This window comes from Stenotrophomonas sp. ZAC14D2_NAIMI4_7 (assembly GCF_003086675.1).
Lineage (GTDB): Bacteria > Pseudomonadota > Gammaproteobacteria > Xanthomonadales > Xanthomonadaceae > Stenotrophomonas.
Genome location: NZ_CP025995.1, coordinates 3,086,585 through 3,108,666 on the forward strand (window position 1 = coordinate 3,086,585; position 22,082 = coordinate 3,108,666).

Consider the following 22,082-nt stretch of genomic DNA (forward strand, 5'->3'; position numbering starts at 1 on the left):
ACTCTACCAACCGCGTCCCACGAGGCTGAGTGCGTTCAGCTTCGGCGCCCGGTCCGGCTCAACCTGTGCGGCGCGCGGCCGTTAACCCGGTGCGCGCCTTCTTCTGGAAGGTGGCCCGCGCGAGGGATCGCGCATCTGCGCGGTGCCCCCACCGGTGCCGGTTGTCCTGAATCACCTGCGGATCCTTCCATGTCGCCTTCCCGTTCTACGGCTGCCCGTCGCCCCGGTAGCATTGCCCACAAGCTGATGCTGGGCACCGCGCTGATCGCACTGCTGTGCTTCGGCCTGACCGCCTTCCTGATCTACCGCCAGGCCAGCAGCAGCCTGATCAACGCCTCGCGCCAGACCATGGCCAGCGAAGCCAATGCCGAGGCACGCAAGGTCGCCGCCGACCTGGGTACTGCCTTTGCCAGCAACGACGCCATGGCCGAGGCCGTCCTGGCCCAGCGCGCACGCGGCGATGTGCCCAACCGTGCCAGCCTGGCCGCCATCATCGGCGAACAGCTGCACGCGCACCCGGAATGGCTGGGCAAGAGCACCATGTGGGAAGCCGATGCCTTCGATGGCAAGGACGCCGAATTCGTGAACACCGAGGCGCACGACGCCACCGGTCGCTACATGAGCTACTGGGCCTGGCAGGACGGCAAGCCGACCCAGTCGCCCATGACCGACTACACCGACAGCGCCAGTGGCTCTGCCGACTGGTATGTGGGCCCCAGCCGCGACAAGCTGCCCAAGGTCAGCGAACCCTACGCCTACGACATCGGCGGCCAGCAGGTGCTGATGAGCACGCTGAGCACGCCGATCGTGGAAAACGGCACTTTCCTGGGCGTGTTCACCGTCGACTTCTCGCTGGCCGCCCTGCAGAAGCATCTGGCCACGCTGGCACCGATGGGCGCCGGCCGGGTCGAGCTGCTGTCGCCCAAGGGCGTGGTGCTGGCCGCGGCCAATCCGGCCGAGATCGGCAAGCCGCGCAGCGATGCCGGCACCCGCGCCATGTTGCAGCAGATTGCCGCCGACAAGACCGTGGAAGCCTTCGAACCGGACGATGCCGGCAACGTGCGCCTGTACGTGCCGCTGAAGATCGGCGACGCGCCGCAGCGATTTGCCCTGGGCGTAGTGGTGCCGCATGCGGTGATCGTGGCCGAAGCGCGCCAGCTGCTGTGGCTGACCCTGCTGGTTGGCGTGGTGGCCGCGCTGACTCTGAGTGCCGGTGTGTACGTGCTGCTGCGCCGCCTGGCGATCCGCCCGCTGGCCGAAGCCGTGCGCATCGCTGGCGATGTGGCCGCCGGCAAGCTCGATTCGGCCATGCCCGCACGCAGCAGCGATGAAGTGGGCCGGTTGCTGGAGGCAATGCAGAGCATGCGTGGCCAGCTGCAGGCGGTCATGGCCGCCCAGGCCGAGATGGCGCAGCGCCACGATGCCGGGCAGATCAGCTACCGCATGGATGCCTCGGCATTCCCGGGCGAGTACGGCCGCATGGTCGCCGACAGCAACCAGCTGGTGGCGTCCAGCAATGCGGTCACCCAGCGCCTGGTGGAGGTGATGCAACGCTACGCCGTGGGCGACCTGAGCGTGGACATGGAAGCGCTGCCGGGCGAAAAGGCGGTGTTCACCGCCGCCATGGCCACCACCAAGAACAACCTGGGCGCGATCAACGATCAGATCCAGCAGTTGGCCGCCGCAGCCGCCGCCGGTGATTTCGCCGTGCGCGGCGATACCCAGCGCTTCGAGCATGATTTCCGCCGCATGGTGGAAACCCTGAACACGATGATGCAGGTGAGCGACCACAACCTGGCCGCGCTGTCCACGCTGCTGCGCGCGATCGCCGCCGGCGACCTCAGTACGCGCATGCAGGGTGATTTCCACGGTGTGTTCGCGGTGATGCGTGACGATGCAAACAGCACCGTGCAGCAGCTGACCCAGATCGTCGGCCAGATCCAGCAGTCGGCCGCCAGCATCCGCCTGGCCGCAGGCGAGATTGCATCGGGCAACAACGATCTGTCGCGCCGTACCGAAACGCAGGCGGCCAACCTGGAAGAAACCGCCGCGTCGATGGAAGAACTGACCTCCACCGTGCGCCAGAATGCCGAGCACGCCCAGCAGGCCAACAGCCTGGCGGCGTCGGCGGCCGGCGTGGCCAGCGAAGGCGGGCAGGTGGTCGGCCAGGTGGTGCAGACCATGGAACAGATCGAAAGCTCGTCGCAGCGCATTGCCGAAATCATTTCGGTCATCGATGGCATCGCCTTCCAGACCAACATCCTGGCGCTGAACGCCGCAGTGGAAGCAGCGCGTGCCGGTGAGCAGGGCCGCGGTTTCGCCGTGGTGGCCAGCGAAGTGCGCGCGCTGGCACAGCGCTCGGCGGGCGCGGCCAAGGAGATCAAGGAGCTGATCGATGCCTCGGTGGCCCATGTCGGTGCCGGTGCGCAGCTGGTGCACGCCGCCGGTCGCACCATGCAGGACATCGTCGGCCAGGTGGGCCGGGTGAACGAGATCATGGCCGAGATCTCGGCCGCCTCGCGCGAGCAGTCCGCCGGCATCGAGCAGGTGAACCAGACCGTGGTGCAGATGGACGAAACCACCCAGCAGAACGCCGCGCTGGTGGAAGAAGCCACGGCCGCCGCGCGGGCCATGGAAGAGCAGGCCGAACAGCTGGCGGTGGCGGTGTCGCGCTTCCGCCTGCAGGCCGATGCAACGGCGGCGAAGGTGCTGCGCGCCGCCTGAGGGCTGGAAACGAAGACGCCCGGCGGGGGCCGGGCGTCGTTTGCATCCTTGCCGCGCGTCCGTGCGCAGGTCTGATTCGCTCAGAACATTCCTTCAAACGGGTTCCAGCTGGTGCTGCCCTTCACCTGTTCCAGGTAGTAGGCGTAGTTGGTACTGGAGGCCACCAGGAAGTTGGTGGCGATGAACAGGGCGCGGGCGACGATTTCCGGCAGCACGAAGGCCAGCGCCATCAGCACGATGTTGATGCCGATCACCACGATCGCCTTGCGCCACATGCCCAGGATGAACAGGTAGATGGCGCCGAAGAAGAACGCGAAGAAGTTCAGGTTGATCTTCAGCCGGTCGCCGAAGGACAGGGCCTTCCAGGCCTGCTTGAAGCCGGGCTCCTTGGGGGCACCGTGCTGTTGGTAGAAGGCAAAGCGGAACTGCCACTTCGGACTGAAGCGGGAGAGGTCTACGGCATTCATTGAATAGGGACATCCCTGTAAGAAAACGTTTTCATGATAAATGGCGGCGCATTCAGGTGGTACAGGGTCGCGTCAAAAATGTGACGCCTTGCTCAGGATTTGTCGCGTCGGGCGGTCGCACCGTCACCCACCCGCCTTGTTTTTAGGATAGGGTGCGCAGTTCCGCTGGCGCCCCGGCTTCATCCAGGCGTTGGCGGAATGTCCATGGAGGTTGCATGACCACAGCTGCTACACCGGAAAACGCACCGGGACCGGTGCTTCTGCCGACACCTGAAGTGGTGCAGGCACAACAACTGCTCGCCCGCCAGCAACTGGCGGTGGCGATGGAGCGCGCGCGCGCGGCGGCCAGTGGTGTCGCCCACGCACCGGCACTGGCCGACGAGTGAGATCTGCCGGGGCCGGGATCGCGTTGGCCGACCAGCGCGACCGGCCCACCCCAGCGCCTGTTCATGAGAGTTGTTCTCATTTGTCACGATCCAGCCAAGCGCTCGCCTGCTGATGGCTGAATGGGGACATTTCCCGGCGCAAACCTTCGCACTGGGCTTACATTTGCCCGCCTAGACTGGGCCGCATTTTTTCGATTCCGCCCCGTTGGAGATCGTGTGGGTTCCGGTAGTGACAGACATCGACTGCGCGGCGTGAAGCCCTTGCAGGCTGGACAAGTGCGGGCGCCGGGTAGGCGCGCCGGGAACCTTGGTGCATGCAGCCCCGCCGGGATGGCAGGGCGCGGCGCCTGGGCGGAATAGGCCTGCATGGAAGTTCAAACCCACAACCCGAGCACGGGCAACCCGGATCTGGATGCCGGCTGGGCCCTGCTGCCTGCCGAATCGCCGCTGGTCATGCCCGAGCAGAGCCTGGGCGAGGGCGCGCTGAAGGTGCGCCGCCATCGCACCTCGCCGCGCTTGATCGGCCTGCGCCGCCTATACATCCTGGGTGGCACCGCCGTGATGACCGCCGCCGCCACCCGCATGATGTGGCGGGTGCTGTCGGGCAATGGCATCAGCGTGCTGGAAGCCTGCTTGCTGGTGCTGTTCGTCGGCCTGTTCGCCTGGATCGCGCTGTCCTTTGCCAGCGCGGTGGCCGGCTTCCTGACCGCCGTGTTCGACCGCGGCTACCGCCTGGGCATCGACCCGGACAAGCCGCTGCCGGTAGTGCACAGCCGTACCGCACTGCTGATGCCCACCTACAACGAAGATCCGCGCCGCCTGCTGGCCGGCCTGCGTGCCATCTATGAATCGGTGGCGGCCACCGGCCAGTTGCAGCGCTTCGACTTCTTCGTCCTCAGCGACACCCGCCGCGAGGACATCGCCCGCGCCGAAGAGCAGGTGTTCAACGAACTGCGCGAGCTGGTTCCCGACGGCCGGGTGCGCTTGTTCTACCGCCGCCGCAGCGACAACAGCGGCCGCAAGGCCGGCAACATCGCCGATTGGGTGCGTCGCTTCGGCGGTGCCTACCCGCAGATGCTGATCCTGGATGCCGACAGCCTGATGACCGGCGACAGCATCGTGCGCCTGGTGGCCGGCATGGAACACAACGCCGACGTCGGCCTGATCCAGACCCTGCCGTCGGTGATCGGCGGGCGCACGCTGTTCGCACGCATGCAGCAGTTCGGCGGCCGCGTGTACGGCCCGGTCATCGCCCGCGGCGTGGCCTGGTGGCATGGCGCCGAGAGCAATTACTGGGGCCACAACGCGATCATCCGCACCCGCGCCTTCGCCGACCACGCCGGACTGCCGGCGCTGCCCGGGCGCAAGCCTTTTGGCGGCCACGTGCTCAGCCACGATTTCGTGGAAGCCGCGCTGATGCGCCGCGGTGGCTGGGCCGCGCACATGGTGCCTTACCTGGGTGGCAGTTATGAGGAAGGCCCGCCCACCCTGACCGATCTGCTGGTGCGCGACCGCCGCTGGTGCCAGGGCAACCTGCAGCACGGCAAGGTGGTGGGCAGCCGTGGCCTGCACTGGATCAGCCGGGTGCACATGCTGATCGGCATCGGCCACTACTTCACCGCGCCGATGTGGGGCATGTTGATGCTGATCGGCATTGCCATCCCGCTGTTCCAGGAAGGCATCGATTTCAATGCCGTGCTGCATCTGTCGCCCAGCGTCTACTGGCGTGCGCAGGATGAAGTACAGGTGGTGCGGCTGTTCGGCGCCACCATGGCCGTGCTGCTGATGCCCAAGGTGCTGGGCTACCTGGCCATGCTGCTGGACCCGGTGGACCGCCGCGGCTGCGGGGGCGCTATCCGTGCCTTCGTGTCGATGCTGGTGGAAACCGTGCTGGCGGCGCTGATGGCGCCGGTGGTGATGTACGTGCAGTCGCGCGGCGTGGCCGAAGTGCTGTCCGGGCGCGATTCGGGCTGGGATGCGCAGCAGCGCGACGACGGCGGCATTTCCTGGTGGGCGCTGGTGCGCGGCTATGGTGGGCTTGGCCTGTTCGGCGCGTTCATGGGTCTGCTGGCGTGGGCGGTGTCGCCGTCACTGGCGGCCTGGATGGCGCCGGTGGTGATCGGCATGGTGCTGGCCATTCCGGTGGTGGCGCTGACCTCCTCGCGTGCGCCCGGTGCCTTCCTGCACCGTCTGGGCCTGCTGGATATTCCTGAAGAGAACCTGCCGCCGCCGGTGCTGGTGCGCGCCGCGCAGCTGCGCCGCGAGGCCGCCCAGCAGCCGCCGCTGTACTGATCCACGCGCGGCACCTGCATAATGCGGCTCGAACGTACAGGAGCCACAACATGCTGCAAACGGTGGAACAGGAAACCGGCGCTTCGCCGCAGTGGTCGGTCATCTGGCTGCACGGCCTGGGCGCCGACGGCCATGACTTCGCGCCCATCGTGCCGGAACTGGTACGCCCGCACTGGCCGGCGCTGCGCTTCGTGTTCCCGCACGCGCCGGTGCGGCCGATCACCATCAACAATGGCGTGCCGATGCGCGGCTGGTACGACATCGTCGGCATGGACTTCCGTTCGCGCGCCGACATGGCTGGCGTGCGTGAATCGATGGCGCAGCTGGACGCGCTGATCGCCCGCGAGATCGAGCGCGGCATCGCCGCCGACCACATCTTCCTGGCGGGCTTCTCGCAGGGTGGGGCGGTGATCCTGAGCGCCGCGCTGGCGCGCACCGCGCCACTGGCCGGCCTGATCGCGCTGTCCACCTACCTGCCCGATGCGCAGAGCGCCACCCGTGTTGAAGGCGCCGTGGATGTGCCGGTGTTCATGGCCCACGGCACCGGCGATCCGGTCATACCGCTGCCGGTGGCCGAGCACAGCGCGCAGGTGCTGCGCGACCTGGGGCTGCAGCCGCAGTGGCACAGCTACCCGATGGCCCACCAGGTCTGCGCCGAGGAAATCGACGCGCTGGGCGATTGGCTGCAGCAACGGCTGGGCGTGGCCTGAGCCATGGCCGCTGCCAGCGCCGCGCCGTGGATGCCGGAACTGTGCCGCCTGCCGCGGCTGGCCGCCATGCTGGGCCTGGCCGAGCTGGTCGTGGTGGTGCTGGCGCTGGCGCCCGATGGCAGCCGGCACTGGACGCTGGGCGAGCTCACGTCGGCCAGCGGCTTCGCGCTGTGGCTGGCGCTGGCCGTCAGCATCAGCCTGTGTGCGCTGCGGCGGCCGTTGTCACGCCTGCCCGAAGCGCTGGGCGCTGTCGCCGCCGTGGCCCTGGCGGCGCTGATTGCCGTGGCCTGCGCGGCCATCATCCATGCGCTGTATGCCGTCCTGGATGACAACTTCACCCGCGGCATCAGCTTCCTGCGCTTCACCCTGGGCAGTGCCGCCACCACCGCACTGATCACTGCGCTGGCCCTGCGCTACTTCTATGTGAGTGATCGCTGGGCTGCACAGCTGCAGGCCAACGCACGTGCGCAGGCCGATGCGCTGCAGGCGCGCATCCGCCCGCACTTCCTGTTCAACAGCATGAACCTGATCGCCAGCCTGCTGCACCGTGACCCGGCCGTGGCCGAGCGCGCGGTGCTGGATCTGTCCGATCTGTTCCGTGCGGCGCTGGGCGCGGGCGAGGGCGATGCCACCCTGCGCGAAGAATGTGAACTGGCCGAGCGCTACCTGTCCATTGAGTCGCTGCGCCTGGGCGATCGCCTGCAGGTGCGCTGGCAACGCGACGAACCGCTGCCGTGGGAGCTGCCGCTGCCACGCCTGGTGCTGCAGCCGCTGGTGGAAAACGCGGTGCTGCACGGCATTTCACGGCTGCCGGAAGGTGGCACGATTGAACTGCACTTGGCCCGGCAGGGCGAGGAACTGCAGATCACCGTGCGCAATCCCGCACCTGACCCGCTGGCGCCGGGGCTGGCCCTGGCACGTGGTGCCGGCCATGCCCAGCACAGCATCGGCCATCGCCTGGCCTGGCGCTTCGGCCGCGGCGCGCGGATGACGGCGGGCTGGAGCGAAGGCTACTATGCCTGCCAGGTGACAGTGCCGATCCAATGAAGGAGCGACCGTGAGGGTGGTCATCGCCGATGACGAACCGCTGGCCCGTGAACGCCTGCGCAGCCTGCTGGCCGCGCAGGAGGGCATCGAGGTAGTGGCCGAAGCCGGCAACGGTGAGCAGGCGCTGCACGCCTGTGCGGAACTGCAACCGGACCTGGTGCTGCTGGACATCGCCATGCCGGGGCTGGATGGCCTGGAAGCGGCCCGCCACCTGGCCAGTTTCGAGCCGCGTCCGGCGGTGGTGTTCTGCACCGCCTACGATGCACATGCGCTGTCGGCGTTCGAAGCGGCGGCCATCGACTACCTGATGAAGCCGGTACGCGCCGAGCGGCTGGCCGCGGCGATCGCGCGCGCGCGGACGTTCCTGGCCGGTCGTGATGGCCAGCCGCAGCACAACGGTGGCCAGGCCCGCAGCATGCTGTGCGCGCGGCTGCGCGGCAGCCTGCGGCTGATTCCGCTGGACGATATCCACTACCTGCAGGCCGAAGAGAAGTACGTGGTGGTGCACCACGCACGCGGCGAAGACCTGATCGAGGAATCGCTGAAGTCGCTGGAGGAGGAGTTCGCCAGTCGCTTCGTGCGCATTCACCGCAACTGTCTGGTGGCGCGCCACGAGCTGGTGGAACTGCGGCGCGGCACGGGCGGGCAGGTGCAGGCGGTGCTTCGCCATGGCAAGCAGCCGCTGGAAGTCAGCCGCCGCTGCGTGGCGACGCTGAAGCAGGAAGTACGGCATCTGTAAGGGTGCCGCGCGGCCTGCGGCCGCGACCGCTTACGAGCAAAATCTGAAGCAACAGCAACAGCAACAGCAACAGTGGGTCATGGCTCGTTGTTTCTACGTGCTGGGTCGGGCCGGGGTGGGGGCGCGGGACACGCCGTTAACCCATCCATGGGGGCTCGTAGGCGCCATCCATGGCGCCTGCGGTCCCGCGCCCCCACCCCGGCCCAACCCTCTCCTTTTCCCGGCGTCGGACGGCAAAGGCATTGTTGTTATCGGGTGGGGGAAGAGGGGTCAGATCCCTTTTCCTGCGGAAAAGGGATCTGACCCCGGAAGCCGCCGGCTTTTGATTTTTTCTTCTGATCTTCCGTGGTTGGCGCGCACGGAAACTGTCAGAGGCCGGGCGGGGTGGGTTCGCGGGGGTGTCTGCGGCATGGATGCCGCGGACAAGCCTCCATGGACGGATTCACGGCGTCCCCCGCGAACCCATCCCGCCCGGCCAAGCACGCCTTCCAACCGCAACCCTCGCCAGCCACGAGGGGCTCCGCCGTTGGCCGTATCCGCGCCGGAGGCGCGATAATGCACCGATGGAAACCGTCCGCATCGCCACCCGCAAGAGCCCGCTCGCCCTCTGGCAGAGCGAACACGTCGCCGACCGCCTGCGCCATGCCCACCCTGGCCTGCACGTGGAACTGGTACCGATGAGCACCCGCGGCGATGAGGTGCTGGATCGCTCGCTGGCCGCCATCGGTGGCAAGGGCCTGTTCCTGAAGGAACTGGAGCTGGCCATGCTGCGCGGTGAGGCTGATTGCGCGGTGCATTCGCTGAAGGATGTGCCGATGGAACTGGATGCGCCTTTCGCGCTGCCGGCCATGCTGACCCGGCACGACCCGGCCGATGGCTTCGTCTCCAATCTCTATGCCTCGCTGGATGCGCTGCCCATCGGTGCCCGCGTGGGCACGTCCTCGCTGCGCCGCCAGGCCCAGTTGCGCGCACTGCGCCCCGACCTGCAGCTGCTGGATCTGCGCGGCAACGTGAACACGCGTCTGGCCAAGCTGGACAACGGCGGCTACGACGCCATCGTGCTGGCGGTGGCTGGGCTGGAGCGTTTGGGGCTGGGCAACCGCATCGTTGCCCGCCTGCAGCCGCCGCAGTGGCTGCCGGCGCCGGCGCAGGGCGCGGTGGCGGTGGAGTGCGATGGCGGCAACGCACGCCTGATGGCTTTGTTCGCCGGCCTGGACGATGCGGCCACGCGCGCCTGCGTGGAAGCCGAGCGGGCGATGAACCGCGCGCTGCATGGCAGCTGCCATGTGCCGGTGGCGGCCATCGCGCAATGGCAGGGCGATGATCTGCACCTGCAGGGCCTGGTAGGCAGTGCCAGCGATGGCCGCGCGGTGCGCGCCGAAGCGGTCGGGCCGGGCAGCGATCCGGACACGCTGGGCCAGCAGGTAGCGAAGATGCTGCTCGGTGCCGGCGCCGGCGAACTGCTGAACGTCTGACCGAACCCCATTTCCGTAGAGTCGAGCTTGCTCGACTGCTGTTGGCCAGGCAGTCGAGCAAGCTCGACTCTACGAAAGCAGACCTTATTTGAACTTGTAGACCACGTTCATCGTGGTCAGCGTATCGGTCTTGCGCTTGTCGTCGGCCACGTCGCTGTTGTATCGCGCCTGCCAGCCGGCCTTCAGTGCCAGGTGCTCGTTCATGCTCACCGACACGCCGAAGTCGTTCTGGCCGAAGGTGTTGTACGAGCCCGATTCCACCAGCAGGTTGTTGATCAGGTCGGTGTTGTCGGTCAGCGAATACTTCAGCTCGAACTGGCCCTGGCCGATCAGGCCGGTACGGGTGCGGTCGTCTTCGGTGCTGTGGGTGCGGCTGACACCCGGGCCGATCAGCGCGTCGAAGTAGAAGCGGTCGGTGTTCCACAGGCGGGTGCCGTAGCCCAGACCCAGCGAACTGCGGCGGTCGTAGGTGGCGAAGTCATCGCGCTCGAAACGCACCTTGGCCGACAACTGGCGGTGTTCGCCCAGCTGCAACGCGCTGCCGGCGCTGCCGGTGTAACGGTTGGCCGTGGTGTTGGTGCGGCGCGTGGTGGTGCCGTCGTCGTTGGTTTCGGTCACCTTGGAACTGGAGCGCAGGCCGAACAGATCCATGGTGTGCACCCAGTCATCGTCGGTGTAGCGCAGGCGCAGGCTGCCGTTGAAGCTTTCGGTGCTGCTGTTGCCGCGTGCCGACGCGAAGCCCAGCTCGCCGCCGCTGCCACTCCATGGCGAGGTCATCGCCGCAAGCTCGGATGCGTCCTGCGCGTAGGCCAGCGGCGCGCACAGCAGCAGGGGGACCAGCAGGGACAAACGCAGGGACATCAAGGCTTCTCCGAAGCGGTTAACAACCGGTGATGATACTGGATGGTCGATGACAGGCCGACCCGCCACGGCCCGTGCTTCAGCAGGCGTTGCCGCCGCTCCCCCATTCAGGGCAGATCGACGCGCAGGGCAGGGTCGTTGAAGCGCGAATAGCGCAGCCGCAGCTGGTAGGGCCCATCCTGGGCGGTGCCGCTGCGCATGATCTGCCGCGGCAGGCCCTGGTCGTCCACCCAGTAGTCCAGGTGCTCGCCGGGGCCGCTGCGCAGCCGGTAGTGGCGCGTGGCCACGCCGTCCAGCGATTGGCTGCCCAGGTCTTCCACCTGCAGGGCCGCCGGGTCGGCGTCGGCTGGCAGCGGGCTGCGCCATTGTTCCAGCGCGCCCGCCGGCAGCGGCACCTGGCGTATCGCGCCTTCGGCCTGCAGGAACAGCGTGTCGCCGATGATGATCTGCGCCCCGGCCGGGGTTTCCACCCGGAAGCGGTCCGGTGCCACGAAGTCCATCGCGCTGCGCACCGGGCGCGGGCCGCCGCGCACGTCCAGCTCGGCGTGGAAGCTGCGCAGGGCGGCAAAGCGCTGGCTGGCCGCCAGCACCGCCTGGGCCGCATCGGCAGCGGGAACCGGCGTGGCCGCCGTGGCCGGCGCGGGGGCGCGATCGCAGCTGGCCAGCAGCAGGCAGGCCAGCAGGGGCAGGGCGGGCAACCGGCGCATCGGGCATGTCCATGGGGCAGGGGGCGCCCACGATAGCCCAAAGCCCCCACACAACGCCCGCGACTCGGACATAATCGGGGGTATGGACCGATACGAACGCATCACCGCCCTGCATCGTCTGCTCAAGTCCGCTCGCTACCCGGTGACGGTGGCGACGCTGCAGGACAAGCTTGCCTGTTCCCGCGCCACCGTCTACCGCGACCTGGCCTTCCTGCGCGATGCGCTGATGGCGCCGATCGAGGGCGATGGCGAGGCCGGCTTCCGCTACCAGGCCGATGAAAGCGATCGTTTCGAGCTGCCGGGCCTGTGGCTCAGCTCGGAAGAACTGCATGCCCTGCTCGCCTCGCAGCACCTGCTGGCGCGCACCGGTGGCGGCGTGCTGTCCTCGGTGCTGGCGCCGCTGCAGCAGCGTATCGAGGGCCTGCTGGCGGCCCAGGCCGGCGTCTCCAGTTGGCCGGTGGACCGGGTGCGGGTCATTCCGCACCGCGGCCGCAAGTTCGACGAAGCCAGCTTCCGCACCGTGGCGTCGGCGGTGCTGGAACGCAAGCAGCTGGCATTTGAGTACCGCGCCCGCTCCACCGACGAGCCGACCCGGCGCACGGTGTCACCGCAGCGCCTGACCCACTACCGCGACAACTGGTACCTGGATGCCTGGGACCATGACCGCGAAGCCCTGCGCAGTTTCGCCGTCGATCGCGTGTACAAGGCGCGGGTGGTGGACGAAGGCGCCAGGGACGTGGCCGACACCGAACTGGACGAGCAGCTGGGCGCCAGCTACGGCATCTTCTCCGGCGCGCCCAAGGGCTGGGCGACCATCCTGTTCAGCGCCAAGGCGGCGCGCTGGGTGGCCGATGAGCACTGGCATTCCAAGCAGCAGGGGCGTTTCCTGCCCGATGGCCGCTATGAACTGAAAGTGCCCTACAGTGTCTCGCGCGAACTGCTGATGGACGTGCTGCACTACGGCTCCGACGCCGAGATCGTCGAACCGGTGATGCTGCGCGAGCAGGCCAAGGCGCTGCTTGACCTGGCCCTGAGCAACTACGAAAAATCCTGACCCTCCCCCCCCGAGAGACCCCCTGCACCCATGAAGAAGACCCTGTTGCTGCCCTTGTTCGCCGCTGCGCTGGCCCTGACCGCCTGCGGCAAGTCCGGTGAGCCCTCGCAGAAACTGGTGGTGGCCGCCACGGCGGTGCCGCACGCGGAGATCCTGGAGGTGGTCAAGCCGATCCTGAAGCAGGAAGGCGTGGAACTGGACGTGCGCGTGTTCAATGACTACGTGCAGCCCAACGACCAGCTGGTGCAGAAGCAGGTGGACGCCAATTACTTCCAGACCGAGCCGTACCTGGATGCCTACAACCGCGATCGCAAGACCGATCTGACCAAGGTGATCGGCGTGCACATCGAGCCCTTCGGTGCGTACTCGCGCAAGGTGAAGTCGCTGGCCGAGCTGCGCGAAGGTGCCGACGTGGTCATTCCCAACGATCCCAGCAACAACAGCCGCGCGCTGATCCTGCTGCACAAGGCCGGGGTGATCGAGCTGAAGGATCCGACCAACGCGCTTTCCACCCAGCGCGACATCGTGTCCAACCCGAAGAAGTTGAAGTTCCGCGAGCTGGATTCGGCCATGCTGCCGCGCGTGCTGGACCAGGTGGACCTGGCCCTGATCAACACCAACTACGCGCTGGATGCCGGCCTGAACCCGACCCAGGATGCGCTGGCGATCGAGAGCAAGGATTCGCCGTACGTGAACTTCCTGGTGGCGCGCCCGGACAACAAGGACGATGCGCGCGTGCAGAAGCTGGCCAAGGCGCTGACCAGCCCGCAGGTGAAGACCTTCATCGAAACCAAGTACAAGGGCGCGGTGCTGCCGGCGTTCTGATGTTGGGGCAGCGCCGGGCCATGCCCGGCGTTGCCGCATTCAATCGACGTGGAAGGCCAGCGTTGCGGCCACCGCCTGCTGCCAGCCGGCGTACAGTTTTTCGCGGCGAGCCGCCTCCATCTGCGGCTCGAAGCACCGGTCCAGGCCCCACTGTGCGGCAATCTGCTCGCGGCTTTCCCAGAAGCCCACCGCCAGCCCGGCCAGATAGGCCGCGCCCAGCGCGGTGGTTTCGGTCAACCGCGGCCGCAGCAGCGGCACACCCAGGATGTCGGCCTGGAACCCCGCCAGGAAATCATTGGCAATCGCGCCGCCATCGGCGCGCAGCTCGCTCAGCGCGATGCCGGCGTCGGACTGCATGGCATCCAGCACGTCGCGGGTCTGGTAGGCCATGGCTTCCAGCGCGGCCCGTGCGAAGTGCGCCTTGCTGGTGCCGCGCGACAGGCCGAACATCGCCCCGCGCACGTCGCTGCGCCAGTAAGGCGCGCCCAGGCCCACGAAGGCCGGCACCAGGTACACGCCGCCGCTGTCGGGCACCTGCGCGGCCAGGGCCTGGCTCTGGCTGGCATGGTCGATCATGCGCAGGCCGTCGCGCAGCCACTGCACCACCGAACCGGCCACGAAGATCGAGCCCTCCAGGGCGTATTCCACCTTGCCGTGCAGGCCCCAGGCGATGGTGGTCAGCAGGCCGTTGCGTGAACGCACGGCCTGGTCACCGGTGTGCATCAACATGAAGCAGCCGGTGCCATAGGTGTTCTTCACCCGGCCTGGGCTGAAGCAGGCCTGGCCGAACAGCGCGGCCTGCTGGTCGCCGGCGATGCCGGCAATGGGAATGGGGTGGTCGAAGAAGAACTGCGGCCGCGTATGCGCGTACACCGCACTGGAATCGCGCACCTGCGGCAGCATGGCGCGCGGGATGTCCAGCAGTGCCAGCAGGTCGTTGTCCCAGTCCAGCGTGTGGATGTTGAACAGCAGCGTGCGCGCGGCGTTGCTGTAGTCGGTCACGTGGGCCTGGCCGCCGCTCAGGTTCCATACCAGCCAGCTGTCGATGGTGCCGAACAGCAGTTCGCTGCGCTCAGCGCGCTGCTGCGCACCGGGCACGTGGTCCAGGATCCAGCGCACCTTGGTGGCCGAAAAATAGGCGTCGATCAGCAACCCGGTGCGCTCGCGCACCAGCGCCTCGTGGCCCTCCGCGCGCAGGCGCTCGCAGATGGCCTGGCTTTGCCGCGACTGCCAGACAATGGCGTTGTGGATCGGTTGGCCGGTGGCGCGGTCCCACACCACGGTGGTCTCGCGCTGGTTGGTGATGCCCAGTGCGGCGATCTGGCGTGGATCGATCTGTTCGCGACTGAGCAGTTCGGTCAGCGTGGCATAGACGCTGGTGAGGATCTCGCGCGGGTCATGTTCGACCCAGCCGGGCTGCGGAAAGACCTGCGTGAACTCGCGCTGCGCGCTGCCGACAATATCCCCGGCGTGATCGAACAGGATGGCGCGTGAGCTGGTGGTGCCCTGGTCGATGGCCAGCACGTAGCGGGGCGTCATGGAGCGTCTCCGGTGGCGATGGGGAAATCCTACGGCATCGCGATGGATGGGCGGTGTGCTGGCGGGATGGCGCGGTGTGTGGGAGTGCCGGGGAACCTTCCGGACGCCGTGGCGCGGGATTGCCAGGGAACCGTAGAGTCGAGCAAGCTCGACGCTACCGGTCCTGCATCCAGGTCTGCAGGCGCGCCACCTGCGCTGCATCCAGGCGCAGGCCGAGTTTGCTCCGGCGCCACAGCACATCATCCGCGCTGCGTGCCCATTCGTGCTCGCGCAGGAACGCTACTTCGCGTGCATGCAGGCCGGCGCCGAAGTCTTCGCCCAGCGCAGGCAGGTCACGCGCATTGCCCAGCAGTTCGGCGCTGCGGCTGCCATAGGCGCGGGCCCAGCGCTGTGCCATCGCGGCAGGCAGCCATGGGGCGCGCTGCTGCAGCTGCGAGGTGGCATCTGCGGCGTCACCCCAGTCGCCGCCGGGCAGGGCGGGGCCGTGCGCGGTCCAGGCTGGGCCCATCTGCGGCAGAGCGCTGCGCAGCAGCTCCAACGCCTGTTCGGCCAGCACGCGGTAGGTGGTCAGTTTGCCGCCCAGCACGTGCAGCGCGGGTGCGCCGTCGTCCTGCAACTGCAGCCGGTAGTCGCGGCTCAGTCGTGCTGCGCGCGGGTCCGGGTCGGCCAGCAGGGGGCGCACGCCGGCGAATTGCCAGACCACCTGCGACGGTGTGACCGGATCGCACAGGTAGCGGCTGGCTGCGGCGCACAGGTAGTCGATTTCTTCAGGCAGCACCGTGCAGCGTGCCGGGTCGCCGCGATAATCGGTATCGGTGGTGCCAACCAGCAGATGGTCGCTGGCAAAGGGCAGCAGGAACACCACGCGGCCATCGGGCTGCTGCAGCAGGCAGGCGCTGTGGCTGGGCCAGGGCCGGCGCAGCACGATGTGGCTGCCCTGCACCAGGCGCAGGGCAGGGGCGCCACTGTCCCCCTGCATCTGCTGCAGCAGGCTGCCCGCCCACGGGCCGGCGGCGTTCACCACTGCGCGGGCATGCACGGCGAAGGGAGGTTCGGCGGCAGTCTGCAGCTGCGCCTGCCAATGCGTGCCATGCGGCTGCACCTGCAGGCAGCGGGTGCCGGTCAGGATGCGTGCGCCGCGGCCCGCGGCATCGAGCGCGTTGAGCAGCACCAGGCGCGCATCATCCACCTGTGCGTCGGCGTAGCTGAAGGCGTGGTGCAGATGCGGTTGCAGCAGGGCGCCGATCGGGTCGGCCTGCAGGTCCACTGCGGTGGCGGCGGGAAAGGACTGGCTGCGCTGGCCCAGATGGTCGTACAGCCACAGGCCCAGCCGCAGCATCCAGCGCGGCCGCAGGTACGGTTCCCAGGGCAGTACGAAGCGCAGTGGCTGCACCAGGAAAGGGGCCTGCCGGCGGACGATCTCGCGTTCGCTCAAGGCCTTGCGCACCAGCGCGAATTCGCCCTGTTCCAGGTAGCGCAGGCCACCGTGGATCAACTTGCTGCTGGCGCTGGAGGTGTGCGCGGCCAGATCGTGCTGCTCGCACAGCAGCACGCGCAGGCCACGGCCGCTGGCATCACGGGCGATGCCGGCACCGTTGATGCCGCCGCCGATCACCAGCAGGTCTACCTCGTGCATGGGCGTTTCCGCAGCTGTGTAGAGTCGAGCCATGCTCGACTGCTTCTTGCAATCCAGTCGAGCATGGCTCGACTCTACAAAAAAACAGCGAGCTCGACTCTATAGAATACGGGTGACGGAAACGACGACGGGCCCCGAAGGGCCCGTCGCGTTATTGCAGTGAAGCGGGTACGTGCTTAGAAGCGGGCACCGATACCCACGCCCACGGTCCACGGGTCGATCTTGGCTTCACCGACCTTCACGCCATCGATCTTCACGTCCGGGCGCGAGCGCATGTAGCGCGCGTCGGCACGGGCGAACCAGGTGGAGTTGATGTTCATGTCCACGCCGACGGTGCCAATCACGCCCTTGGCATCCTTCAGGCGGATGTCCGAGGTGCTGCCATCGGACAGCGATTCATTGCTGAAGGCCGACTGGAAGTAGCCCACGCCCACGAACGGACGGAACACGTTGTCGGCCTGGCCGAAGTGGTACTGGCCGCTCAGCGCGACCGGCTGCTGCTCGACGCTGCCCAGGCGGGCATTGCCCGGACCCTTCACGCGGTGGTCGAACTTGTCGGCGGCGCCCCACAGCTCAACGGCCCAGTTGTCGTTGACGTAGTAGCTGAAGCTGACGGTCGGCGCCGGGCCACCATCAACCTTCTTCACGCCTTCGATCGGGTCGTTCTTCGGCTGCAGCAGCGTCACCCCGCCAACCACGGCAAAATGCTTGCCCGAGGCGGTGTCGGTGCTGCTGCTGTCCTGGGCGAAAGCGGCCGGCGCAAAGGCGGCGGAGGTCAGCAGGGCGAGGCTCAGAATACGGATGGAGCGCATGGGGGAATCTCCTGATGTTTCTTGTTTTTGGGCCCCCGGTTGCGGGGCGAGCACACCGTAGTCGCCCCAACATGAATCGAATCCGACGCGCGTTAAAAAATGGTTTTCCTTGTTCAGCGAGCAGCGCGAAAGCGCTGTTTCAAAGGGGTTTTTGATGCGGCGTGATGTTCATTCTGTTGTAGATCATGTGAGTGTCGAACACGTGTGCATCGGCTTTCCTGCGCAGGTGAACGACGACTGTCGCGTGTTGTTGCTGGGTTCGATGCCGGGCGTGGCATCGCTGCAGGAACAGCAGTACTACGCGCATCCGCGCAATCGTTTCTGGCCGCTGCTGGGCGCGCTGTGCGGTTTCGATGCGGACCTGCCCTACGCGCAGCGCCTGCGCGCGCTGGCCGCCGCGCGGGTGGGGCTCTGGGATGTGATCGGCCAGTGCCAGCGGCGCGGCAGCCTGGATGCGGACATCGTGCGTGGCAGCGAAGTGCCCAATGCGCTGCCCGCGTTGATTGCCGGCCTGCCGTCGCTGGTGCTGATCGGCTGCAATGGGGGCGCCGCAGCGCAGGCCTTCCGGCGCTGGGTACTGCCGCAGCTGGTGGCGCCGCCGCCGGTGCTGGCCTTGCCCTCCACCAGCCCGGCCAATGCCGCCTGGTCCTTGCCCCGCCTGCGCCAGGCCTGGCAGCCGGTGGCCGACGCACTGGCGACATGAAGCGGACATCGACGGGACAATACGCTACCCACTGGAAGGCCGCGCAGGCCCGTGGCAACAGCGTGTCCCGGTAGCGTGCGTACTGAAAACACCTGTAACGGTTGGCGCTGGCCCCCGCTGGCCGCACAATAGACGTTTCCCTACACCAGATTGCCGGAGTTATCCCCATGGCCGAAATCAAGGAAGCACTTGTCCCCGATATCGGTGACTACAGCGATATCCCGGTAATCGAGGTGCTTGTCGCCGTCGGCGATACGGTCAAGAAGGACCAGGGCCTGGTCACGCTGGAAAGCGACAAGGCCACGATGGAAGTCCCGTCCTCGGTCGCCGGTGTAGTCAAGGAAATCAAGGTCAAGGTCGGCGACAACCTGTCCGAGGGCAAGGTCGTGGCGCTGATCGAAGTGGCTGAAGGCGAAGCCGCCAAGCCTGCCGCTGCCGCCCCGGCGCCGGCCAAGGCCGCTGCCCCGGCTGCCGCCACCCAGAGCGCCCCGGCCCCGGCGGCTGCTGCTCCGGCCGCGCCGGCCGCCAGCGGCGGTGCCGTTGAAGCCCTGGTGCCGGACATCGGTGATTACACCGACATCCCGGTCATCGAAGTGCTGGTCGCCGTCGGCGATACGGTCAAGAAGGACCAGGGCCTGGTCACGCTGGAAAGCGACAAGGCCACCATGGAAGTGCCGTCCTCGGTGGCTGGCGTGGTCAAGGAACTGAAGGTCAAGGTGGGCGACACCCTGTCGCAGGGTGCCGTGGTTGCCATCATCGAAGCCGAAGGCGCTGCCGCGCCGGCCCCGAGCAAGGCCGCCGCTGCCGCCGCCCCGGCTGCTGCCGAGACTGCCACCAAGGTTGAGCCGGTGGCCGTTCCGGCCCAGCCGGACAAGCTGGCCGCCCGCGAGATCGCCTCGGCCGGTACCCCGTCCAGCCCGCCGGTGCAGTTCAACGCCGATGGCGTGCTGCCGGCCAAGGTGCCCTACGCTACCCCGGCCGTGCGCGTGTTCGCCCGCGAACTGGGCGTGGACCTGCTGCAGATCAGCGGCACCGAAAAGGGCGGCCGCATCACCAAGGGTGACGTGCAGAAGTTCGTCAAGGCCGCGCTCAGCGGTGGCGTGCCGGCTGCCGGCGGTGCCGCCGTTGCCGCCGGTGGTGGCCTGAACCTGCTGCCGTGGCCGAAGGTCGACTTCAGCAAGTTCGGCGAAACCGAAGTGCAGCCGCTGTCGCGCATCAAGAAGATCTCCGGCGCGAACCTGGCCCGCAACTGGGCCATGATTCCGCACGTCACCCAGTTCGAACAGGCCGACATCACCGACCTAGAAGGCCTGCGCGTGGCGCTGAACAAGGAAAACGAGAAGGCCGGCATCAAGCTGACCATGCTCGCCTTCCTGATCAAGGCCAGCGCCGCGGCGCTGAAGAAGTTCCCGGAATTCAACGCCTCGCTCGATGCCAGCGGTGAAAACCTGACCCTGAAGAAGTACTTCCACATCGGCTTCGCCGCCGATACGCCGAACGGCCTGGTCGTGCCGGTCATCCGCGACGTGGACAAGAAGGGCGTGGTGCAGATCGCGCAGGAAACCGGCGAGCTGGCCAAGAAGGCGCGCGACGGCAAGCTGGGCCCGGCCGACATGAGCGGCGGCTGCTTCTCGATCAGCTCGCTGGGCGGCATCGGTGGCACCGCGTTCACCCCGATCGTCAATGCACCGGAAGTGGCCATCCTCGGCGTGTCCAAGTCCTCCATCCAGCCGGTCTGGAATGGCAAGGAATTCGCGCCGAAGCTGATGCTGCCGTTGTCGCTGAGCTACGACCACCGCGTCATCGATGGCGCCCTGGCCGCACGCTTCACCACGTACCTGTCGCAGGTACTGGCCGACATGCGCCGCGTGCTGCTGTAAGGCCGCGCTTCGCCCCCACCGTGCGGCCGCTGCCCCTGGCGCGGCCGCGTGAACAGATGCAGTGACAGCCCGCCGGCCCGCCCGGGCGGGCACGAGGAAAACCACCATGGCCACGATTGAAGTCAAGGTTCCCGACATCGGCGATTACAGCGATGTGCCGGTGATCGAAGTGTTGGTCGCCGTCGGCGACACGGTGAAGAAGGACCAGGGCCTGGTGACCCTGGAATCGGACAAGGCCACCCTGGAAGTGCCGTCGTCGGCCGCCGGCGTGGTCAAGGAAATCAAGGTCAAGCTGGGCGACACGCTGTCCGAAGGCGCCGTGGTCGTGCTGCTGGACGCTGAAGGCGCCGCCGAAGCCCCGGCCAAGGCCGCCGCGCCGGCTGCGGCCGCGCCGGCCAGCAAGCCGCCGGTGACCCCGTCGCACCGCGCCCCGGCCGAGCCGGCGGCACCGAAGCCGGCGCTGTCCAGCGGCAAGCAGGCTGATATCGAATGCGAGATGGTCGTGCTGGGCTCCGGCCCGGGCGGCTACACCGCCGCCTTCCGCGCCGCCGACGTCGGCCTGGACACCGTGCTGGTGGAGCGCTACGCCAGTCTCGGCGGCGTCTGCCTCAACGTGGGCTGCATTCCGTCCAAGGCCCTGCTGCACGCTGCCGCGGTCATCGACGAAGTGGCCCATGCCGGTGATTTCGGCGTCGAATTCGGCAAGCCGACCATCACTCTGGACAAGCTGCGCCAGTACAAGGAAAAGGTCGTCAACCAGCTGACCAAGGGCCTGGCCGGCATGGCCAAGCAGCGCAAGGTCCGCAGCGTGCAGGGCGTGGGCAAGTTCGTTTCCGCCAACGAACTGGAAATCACCGCCGCTGACGGCAGCACCCAGCTGCTGCGCTTCCAGAAGTGCATCATCGCCGCCGGTTCGCAGGCGGTGAAGCTGCCGAACTTCCCGTGGGACGACAAGCGCGTGATGGATTCCACCGACGCGCTGGAGCTGGCCGAAGTGCCGGGCTCGCTGCTGGTCGTCGGCGGCGGCATCATCGGCCTGGAAATGGCCACCGTGTATGGCGCGCTGGGCAGCAAGGTCACCGTGGTCGAGTTCATGGACCAGCTGATGCCGGGCGCCGACAAGGACCTGGTCAAGCCGCTGGCCGACCGACTGAAGAAGCAGGGCATCGAAGTCCACCTGAAGACCAAGGCCTCGGGCGTCACCGCCGATGCCAAGGGCATCACCGTGACCTTCGAAGCCGCCGAGGAAGGCCAGACGCCGGCCCTGGCGCAGGGCACCTTCGACCGCGTGCTGGTGGCCGTGGGCCGCTCGCCGAACGGCAGGAAGATCGATGCCGAGAAGGCGGGCGTGCAGGTTACCGACCGCGGGTTCATCCCGGTCGACCGGCAGATGCGCACCAACGTGCCGCACATCTTTGCCATCGGCGATATCGTCGGCAACCCGATGCTGGCCCACAAGGCCACGCACGAAGGCAAGCTGGCCGCCGAAGTGGCTGCCGGCCACAAGAAGGAGTGGGTGGCCCGGGTGATTCCGTCGGTGGCCTACACCAACCCGGAAATCGCCTGGGTGGGCGTGACCGAAACCGAAGCCAAGGCCAAGGGCCTGAAGGTGGGCGTGGCCAAGTTCCCGTGGGCCGCCAGCGGCCGCGCGATCGGCATCGGCCGTACCGAAGGCTTCACCAAGCTGATCTTCGACGAAGAGACCCACCGCATCATCGGTGGTGCCATCGTCGGCGTGCACGCCGGTGACCTGCTGGCCGAAATCGGCCTGGCCATCGAAATGGGTGCCGAAGCCGAAGACATCGGCCACACCATCCACGCGCACCCCACGCTGAGCGAATCGGTGGCGATGGCCTCGGAAATCTACGACGGCACCATCACCGATCTGTACATGCCGAAGAAGAAGTAACGCGCCCGCGCGCTGTAAACAAAAACCCGGCGAAAGCCGGGTTTTTTGTTGCTTGACGCATGCGTGGGGCTTCGGTTGCTGCTGTGGCGAGGGTCGGGGCCGCGCCGCGGGTGGCAGGCATTCCGGCAAATGTCCCCCGGCTGCCGCCTGGCGGCGCCAGCCTCCTCCTTGAATTTGCCGGAACGCCTGCCACCCGCGACGCGGCTCGGCTTTCGGCGGGCAAAGGCAGTGCTCGTGTTTCTCCCTGCAGCAGAGGAGATGCCAGGCACGCGGGTGTGGAGGGCGCTGCGGGCGAATTAAAGGAGGAGGGGACGGC

Annotated in this window: 18 protein-coding genes; 12 read left to right on the forward strand and 6 right to left on the reverse strand. The window is 67.6% G+C overall.

The window, feature by feature from the left end:
• Positions 1-189 precede the first annotated feature (189 nt).
• The gene (locus C1922_RS20825) at positions 190-2,724 is read left to right on the forward strand and encodes a methyl-accepting chemotaxis protein (protein WP_108750348.1); all 2,535 of its coding nucleotides are present in this window, start codon (positions 190-192) and stop codon (positions 2,722-2,724) included.
• Between the two features lie 80 nt (positions 2,725-2,804).
• Here the strand turns inward: C1922_RS20825 and C1922_RS14240 are convergent, their stop codons facing one another.
• Entirely contained in the window at positions 2,805-3,191 is a 387-nt protein-coding gene (locus C1922_RS14240) for a DUF2628 domain-containing protein (RefSeq protein ID WP_108750349.1), read from the reverse strand.
• A gap of 215 nt (positions 3,192-3,406) precedes the next feature.
• Between C1922_RS14240 and C1922_RS20550 the strand changes: the two genes are divergently transcribed.
• From C1922_RS20550 to hemC, 6 genes are all read left to right on the forward strand, one after another.
• The gene (locus C1922_RS20550) at positions 3,407-3,577 is read left to right on the forward strand and encodes a hypothetical protein (protein ID WP_199912182.1); all 171 of its coding nucleotides are present in this window, start codon (positions 3,407-3,409) and stop codon (positions 3,575-3,577) included.
• Positions 3,578-3,943: 366 nt separating this feature from the next.
• The gene (gene mdoH, locus C1922_RS14250) at positions 3,944-5,869 is read left to right on the forward strand and encodes a glucans biosynthesis glucosyltransferase MdoH (protein ID WP_108750350.1); all 1,926 of its coding nucleotides are present in this window, start codon (positions 3,944-3,946) and stop codon (positions 5,867-5,869) included.
• A 50-nt stretch (positions 5,870-5,919) separates the two neighbouring features.
• A complete protein-coding gene (locus C1922_RS14255) occupies positions 5,920-6,579 on the forward strand; it encodes an alpha/beta hydrolase (protein WP_108750351.1) in 660 nt (219 codons plus the stop codon).
• A 3-nt stretch (positions 6,580-6,582) separates the two neighbouring features.
• Complete coding sequence (locus tag C1922_RS14260) at positions 6,583-7,626, forward strand: sensor histidine kinase (RefSeq protein WP_199912183.1); 1,044 nt, start codon at positions 6,583-6,585, stop codon at positions 7,624-7,626.
• 10 nt (positions 7,627-7,636) lie between these two features.
• Positions 7,637-8,365, forward strand: a complete 729-nt coding sequence (locus C1922_RS14265; protein WP_108750352.1) for a LytTR family DNA-binding domain-containing protein — start codon at positions 7,637-7,639, stop codon at positions 8,363-8,365.
• A 563-nt stretch (positions 8,366-8,928) separates the two neighbouring features.
• Positions 8,929-9,840 (forward strand): hydroxymethylbilane synthase, encoded by a 912-nt coding sequence (hemC, locus tag C1922_RS14270; protein ID WP_108750353.1) that lies wholly within the window; start codon positions 8,929-8,931, stop codon positions 9,838-9,840.
• 84 nt (positions 9,841-9,924) lie between these two features.
• On the opposite strand, the gene C1922_RS14275 is transcribed toward hemC, so the two are convergent.
• On the reverse strand, positions 9,925-10,701 hold the full coding sequence (locus C1922_RS14275; protein ID WP_108750354.1) for a DUF481 domain-containing protein: 777 nt from the start codon (positions 10,699-10,701) through the stop codon (positions 9,925-9,927).
• A 107-nt stretch (positions 10,702-10,808) separates the two neighbouring features.
• Positions 10,809-11,408 (reverse strand): hypothetical protein, encoded by a 600-nt coding sequence (locus C1922_RS14280; RefSeq protein WP_108750355.1) that lies wholly within the window; start codon positions 11,406-11,408, stop codon positions 10,809-10,811.
• A gap of 82 nt (positions 11,409-11,490) precedes the next feature.
• Here C1922_RS14280 and C1922_RS14285 point away from each other — a divergent pair, with 82 nt between their 5' ends.
• Positions 11,491-12,462 carry a YafY family protein gene (locus tag C1922_RS14285; protein WP_108750356.1) on the forward strand — a complete coding sequence of 324 codons (972 nt, stop codon included), beginning with the start codon at positions 11,491-11,493 and terminating at the stop codon, positions 12,460-12,462.
• A 30-nt stretch (positions 12,463-12,492) separates the two neighbouring features.
• Positions 12,493-13,287 carry a MetQ/NlpA family ABC transporter substrate-binding protein gene (locus tag C1922_RS14290; protein WP_108750357.1) on the forward strand — a complete coding sequence of 265 codons (795 nt, stop codon included), beginning with the start codon at positions 12,493-12,495 and terminating at the stop codon, positions 13,285-13,287.
• 39 nt (positions 13,288-13,326) lie between these two features.
• Here C1922_RS14290 and glpK read toward each other — a convergent pair whose 3' ends face one another.
• From glpK to C1922_RS14305, 3 genes are all read right to left on the reverse strand, one after another.
• Positions 13,327-14,826: a glycerol kinase GlpK gene (gene glpK / locus C1922_RS14295; RefSeq protein ID WP_108750358.1), complete on the reverse strand. Its 1,500-nt coding sequence runs from the start codon at positions 14,824-14,826 to the stop codon at positions 13,327-13,329.
• A gap of 154 nt (positions 14,827-14,980) precedes the next feature.
• Positions 14,981-16,462 (reverse strand): glycerol-3-phosphate dehydrogenase, encoded by a 1,482-nt coding sequence (gene glpD, locus C1922_RS14300; RefSeq protein WP_108750359.1) that lies wholly within the window; start codon positions 16,460-16,462, stop codon positions 14,981-14,983.
• Positions 16,463-16,638: 176 nt separating this feature from the next.
• Complete coding sequence (locus tag C1922_RS14305; RefSeq protein WP_108750360.1) at positions 16,639-17,274, reverse strand: OmpW family outer membrane protein; 636 nt, start codon at positions 17,272-17,274, stop codon at positions 16,639-16,641.
• Positions 17,275-17,461: 187 nt separating this feature from the next.
• Here C1922_RS14305 and C1922_RS14310 point away from each other — a divergent pair, with 187 nt between their 5' ends.
• The 3 genes from C1922_RS14310 to lpdA all read left to right on the forward strand — a co-directional run bounded on the left by C1922_RS14310 (position 17,462) and on the right by lpdA (position 21,766).
• Positions 17,462-17,977 carry a DNA-deoxyinosine glycosylase gene (locus tag C1922_RS14310; protein WP_108750361.1) on the forward strand — a complete coding sequence of 172 codons (516 nt, stop codon included), beginning with the start codon at positions 17,462-17,464 and terminating at the stop codon, positions 17,975-17,977.
• 167 nt (positions 17,978-18,144) lie between these two features.
• Positions 18,145-19,857, forward strand: coding sequence for a dihydrolipoyllysine-residue acetyltransferase (aceF, locus tag C1922_RS14315; protein ID WP_108750362.1), 1,713 nt, complete (start codon positions 18,145-18,147; stop codon positions 19,855-19,857).
• Positions 19,858-19,963: 106 nt separating this feature from the next.
• Positions 19,964-21,766 carry a dihydrolipoyl dehydrogenase gene (lpdA, locus tag C1922_RS14320; protein ID WP_108750363.1) on the forward strand — a complete coding sequence of 601 codons (1,803 nt, stop codon included), beginning with the start codon at positions 19,964-19,966 and terminating at the stop codon, positions 21,764-21,766.
• Positions 21,767-22,082: the final 316 nt, after the last annotated feature.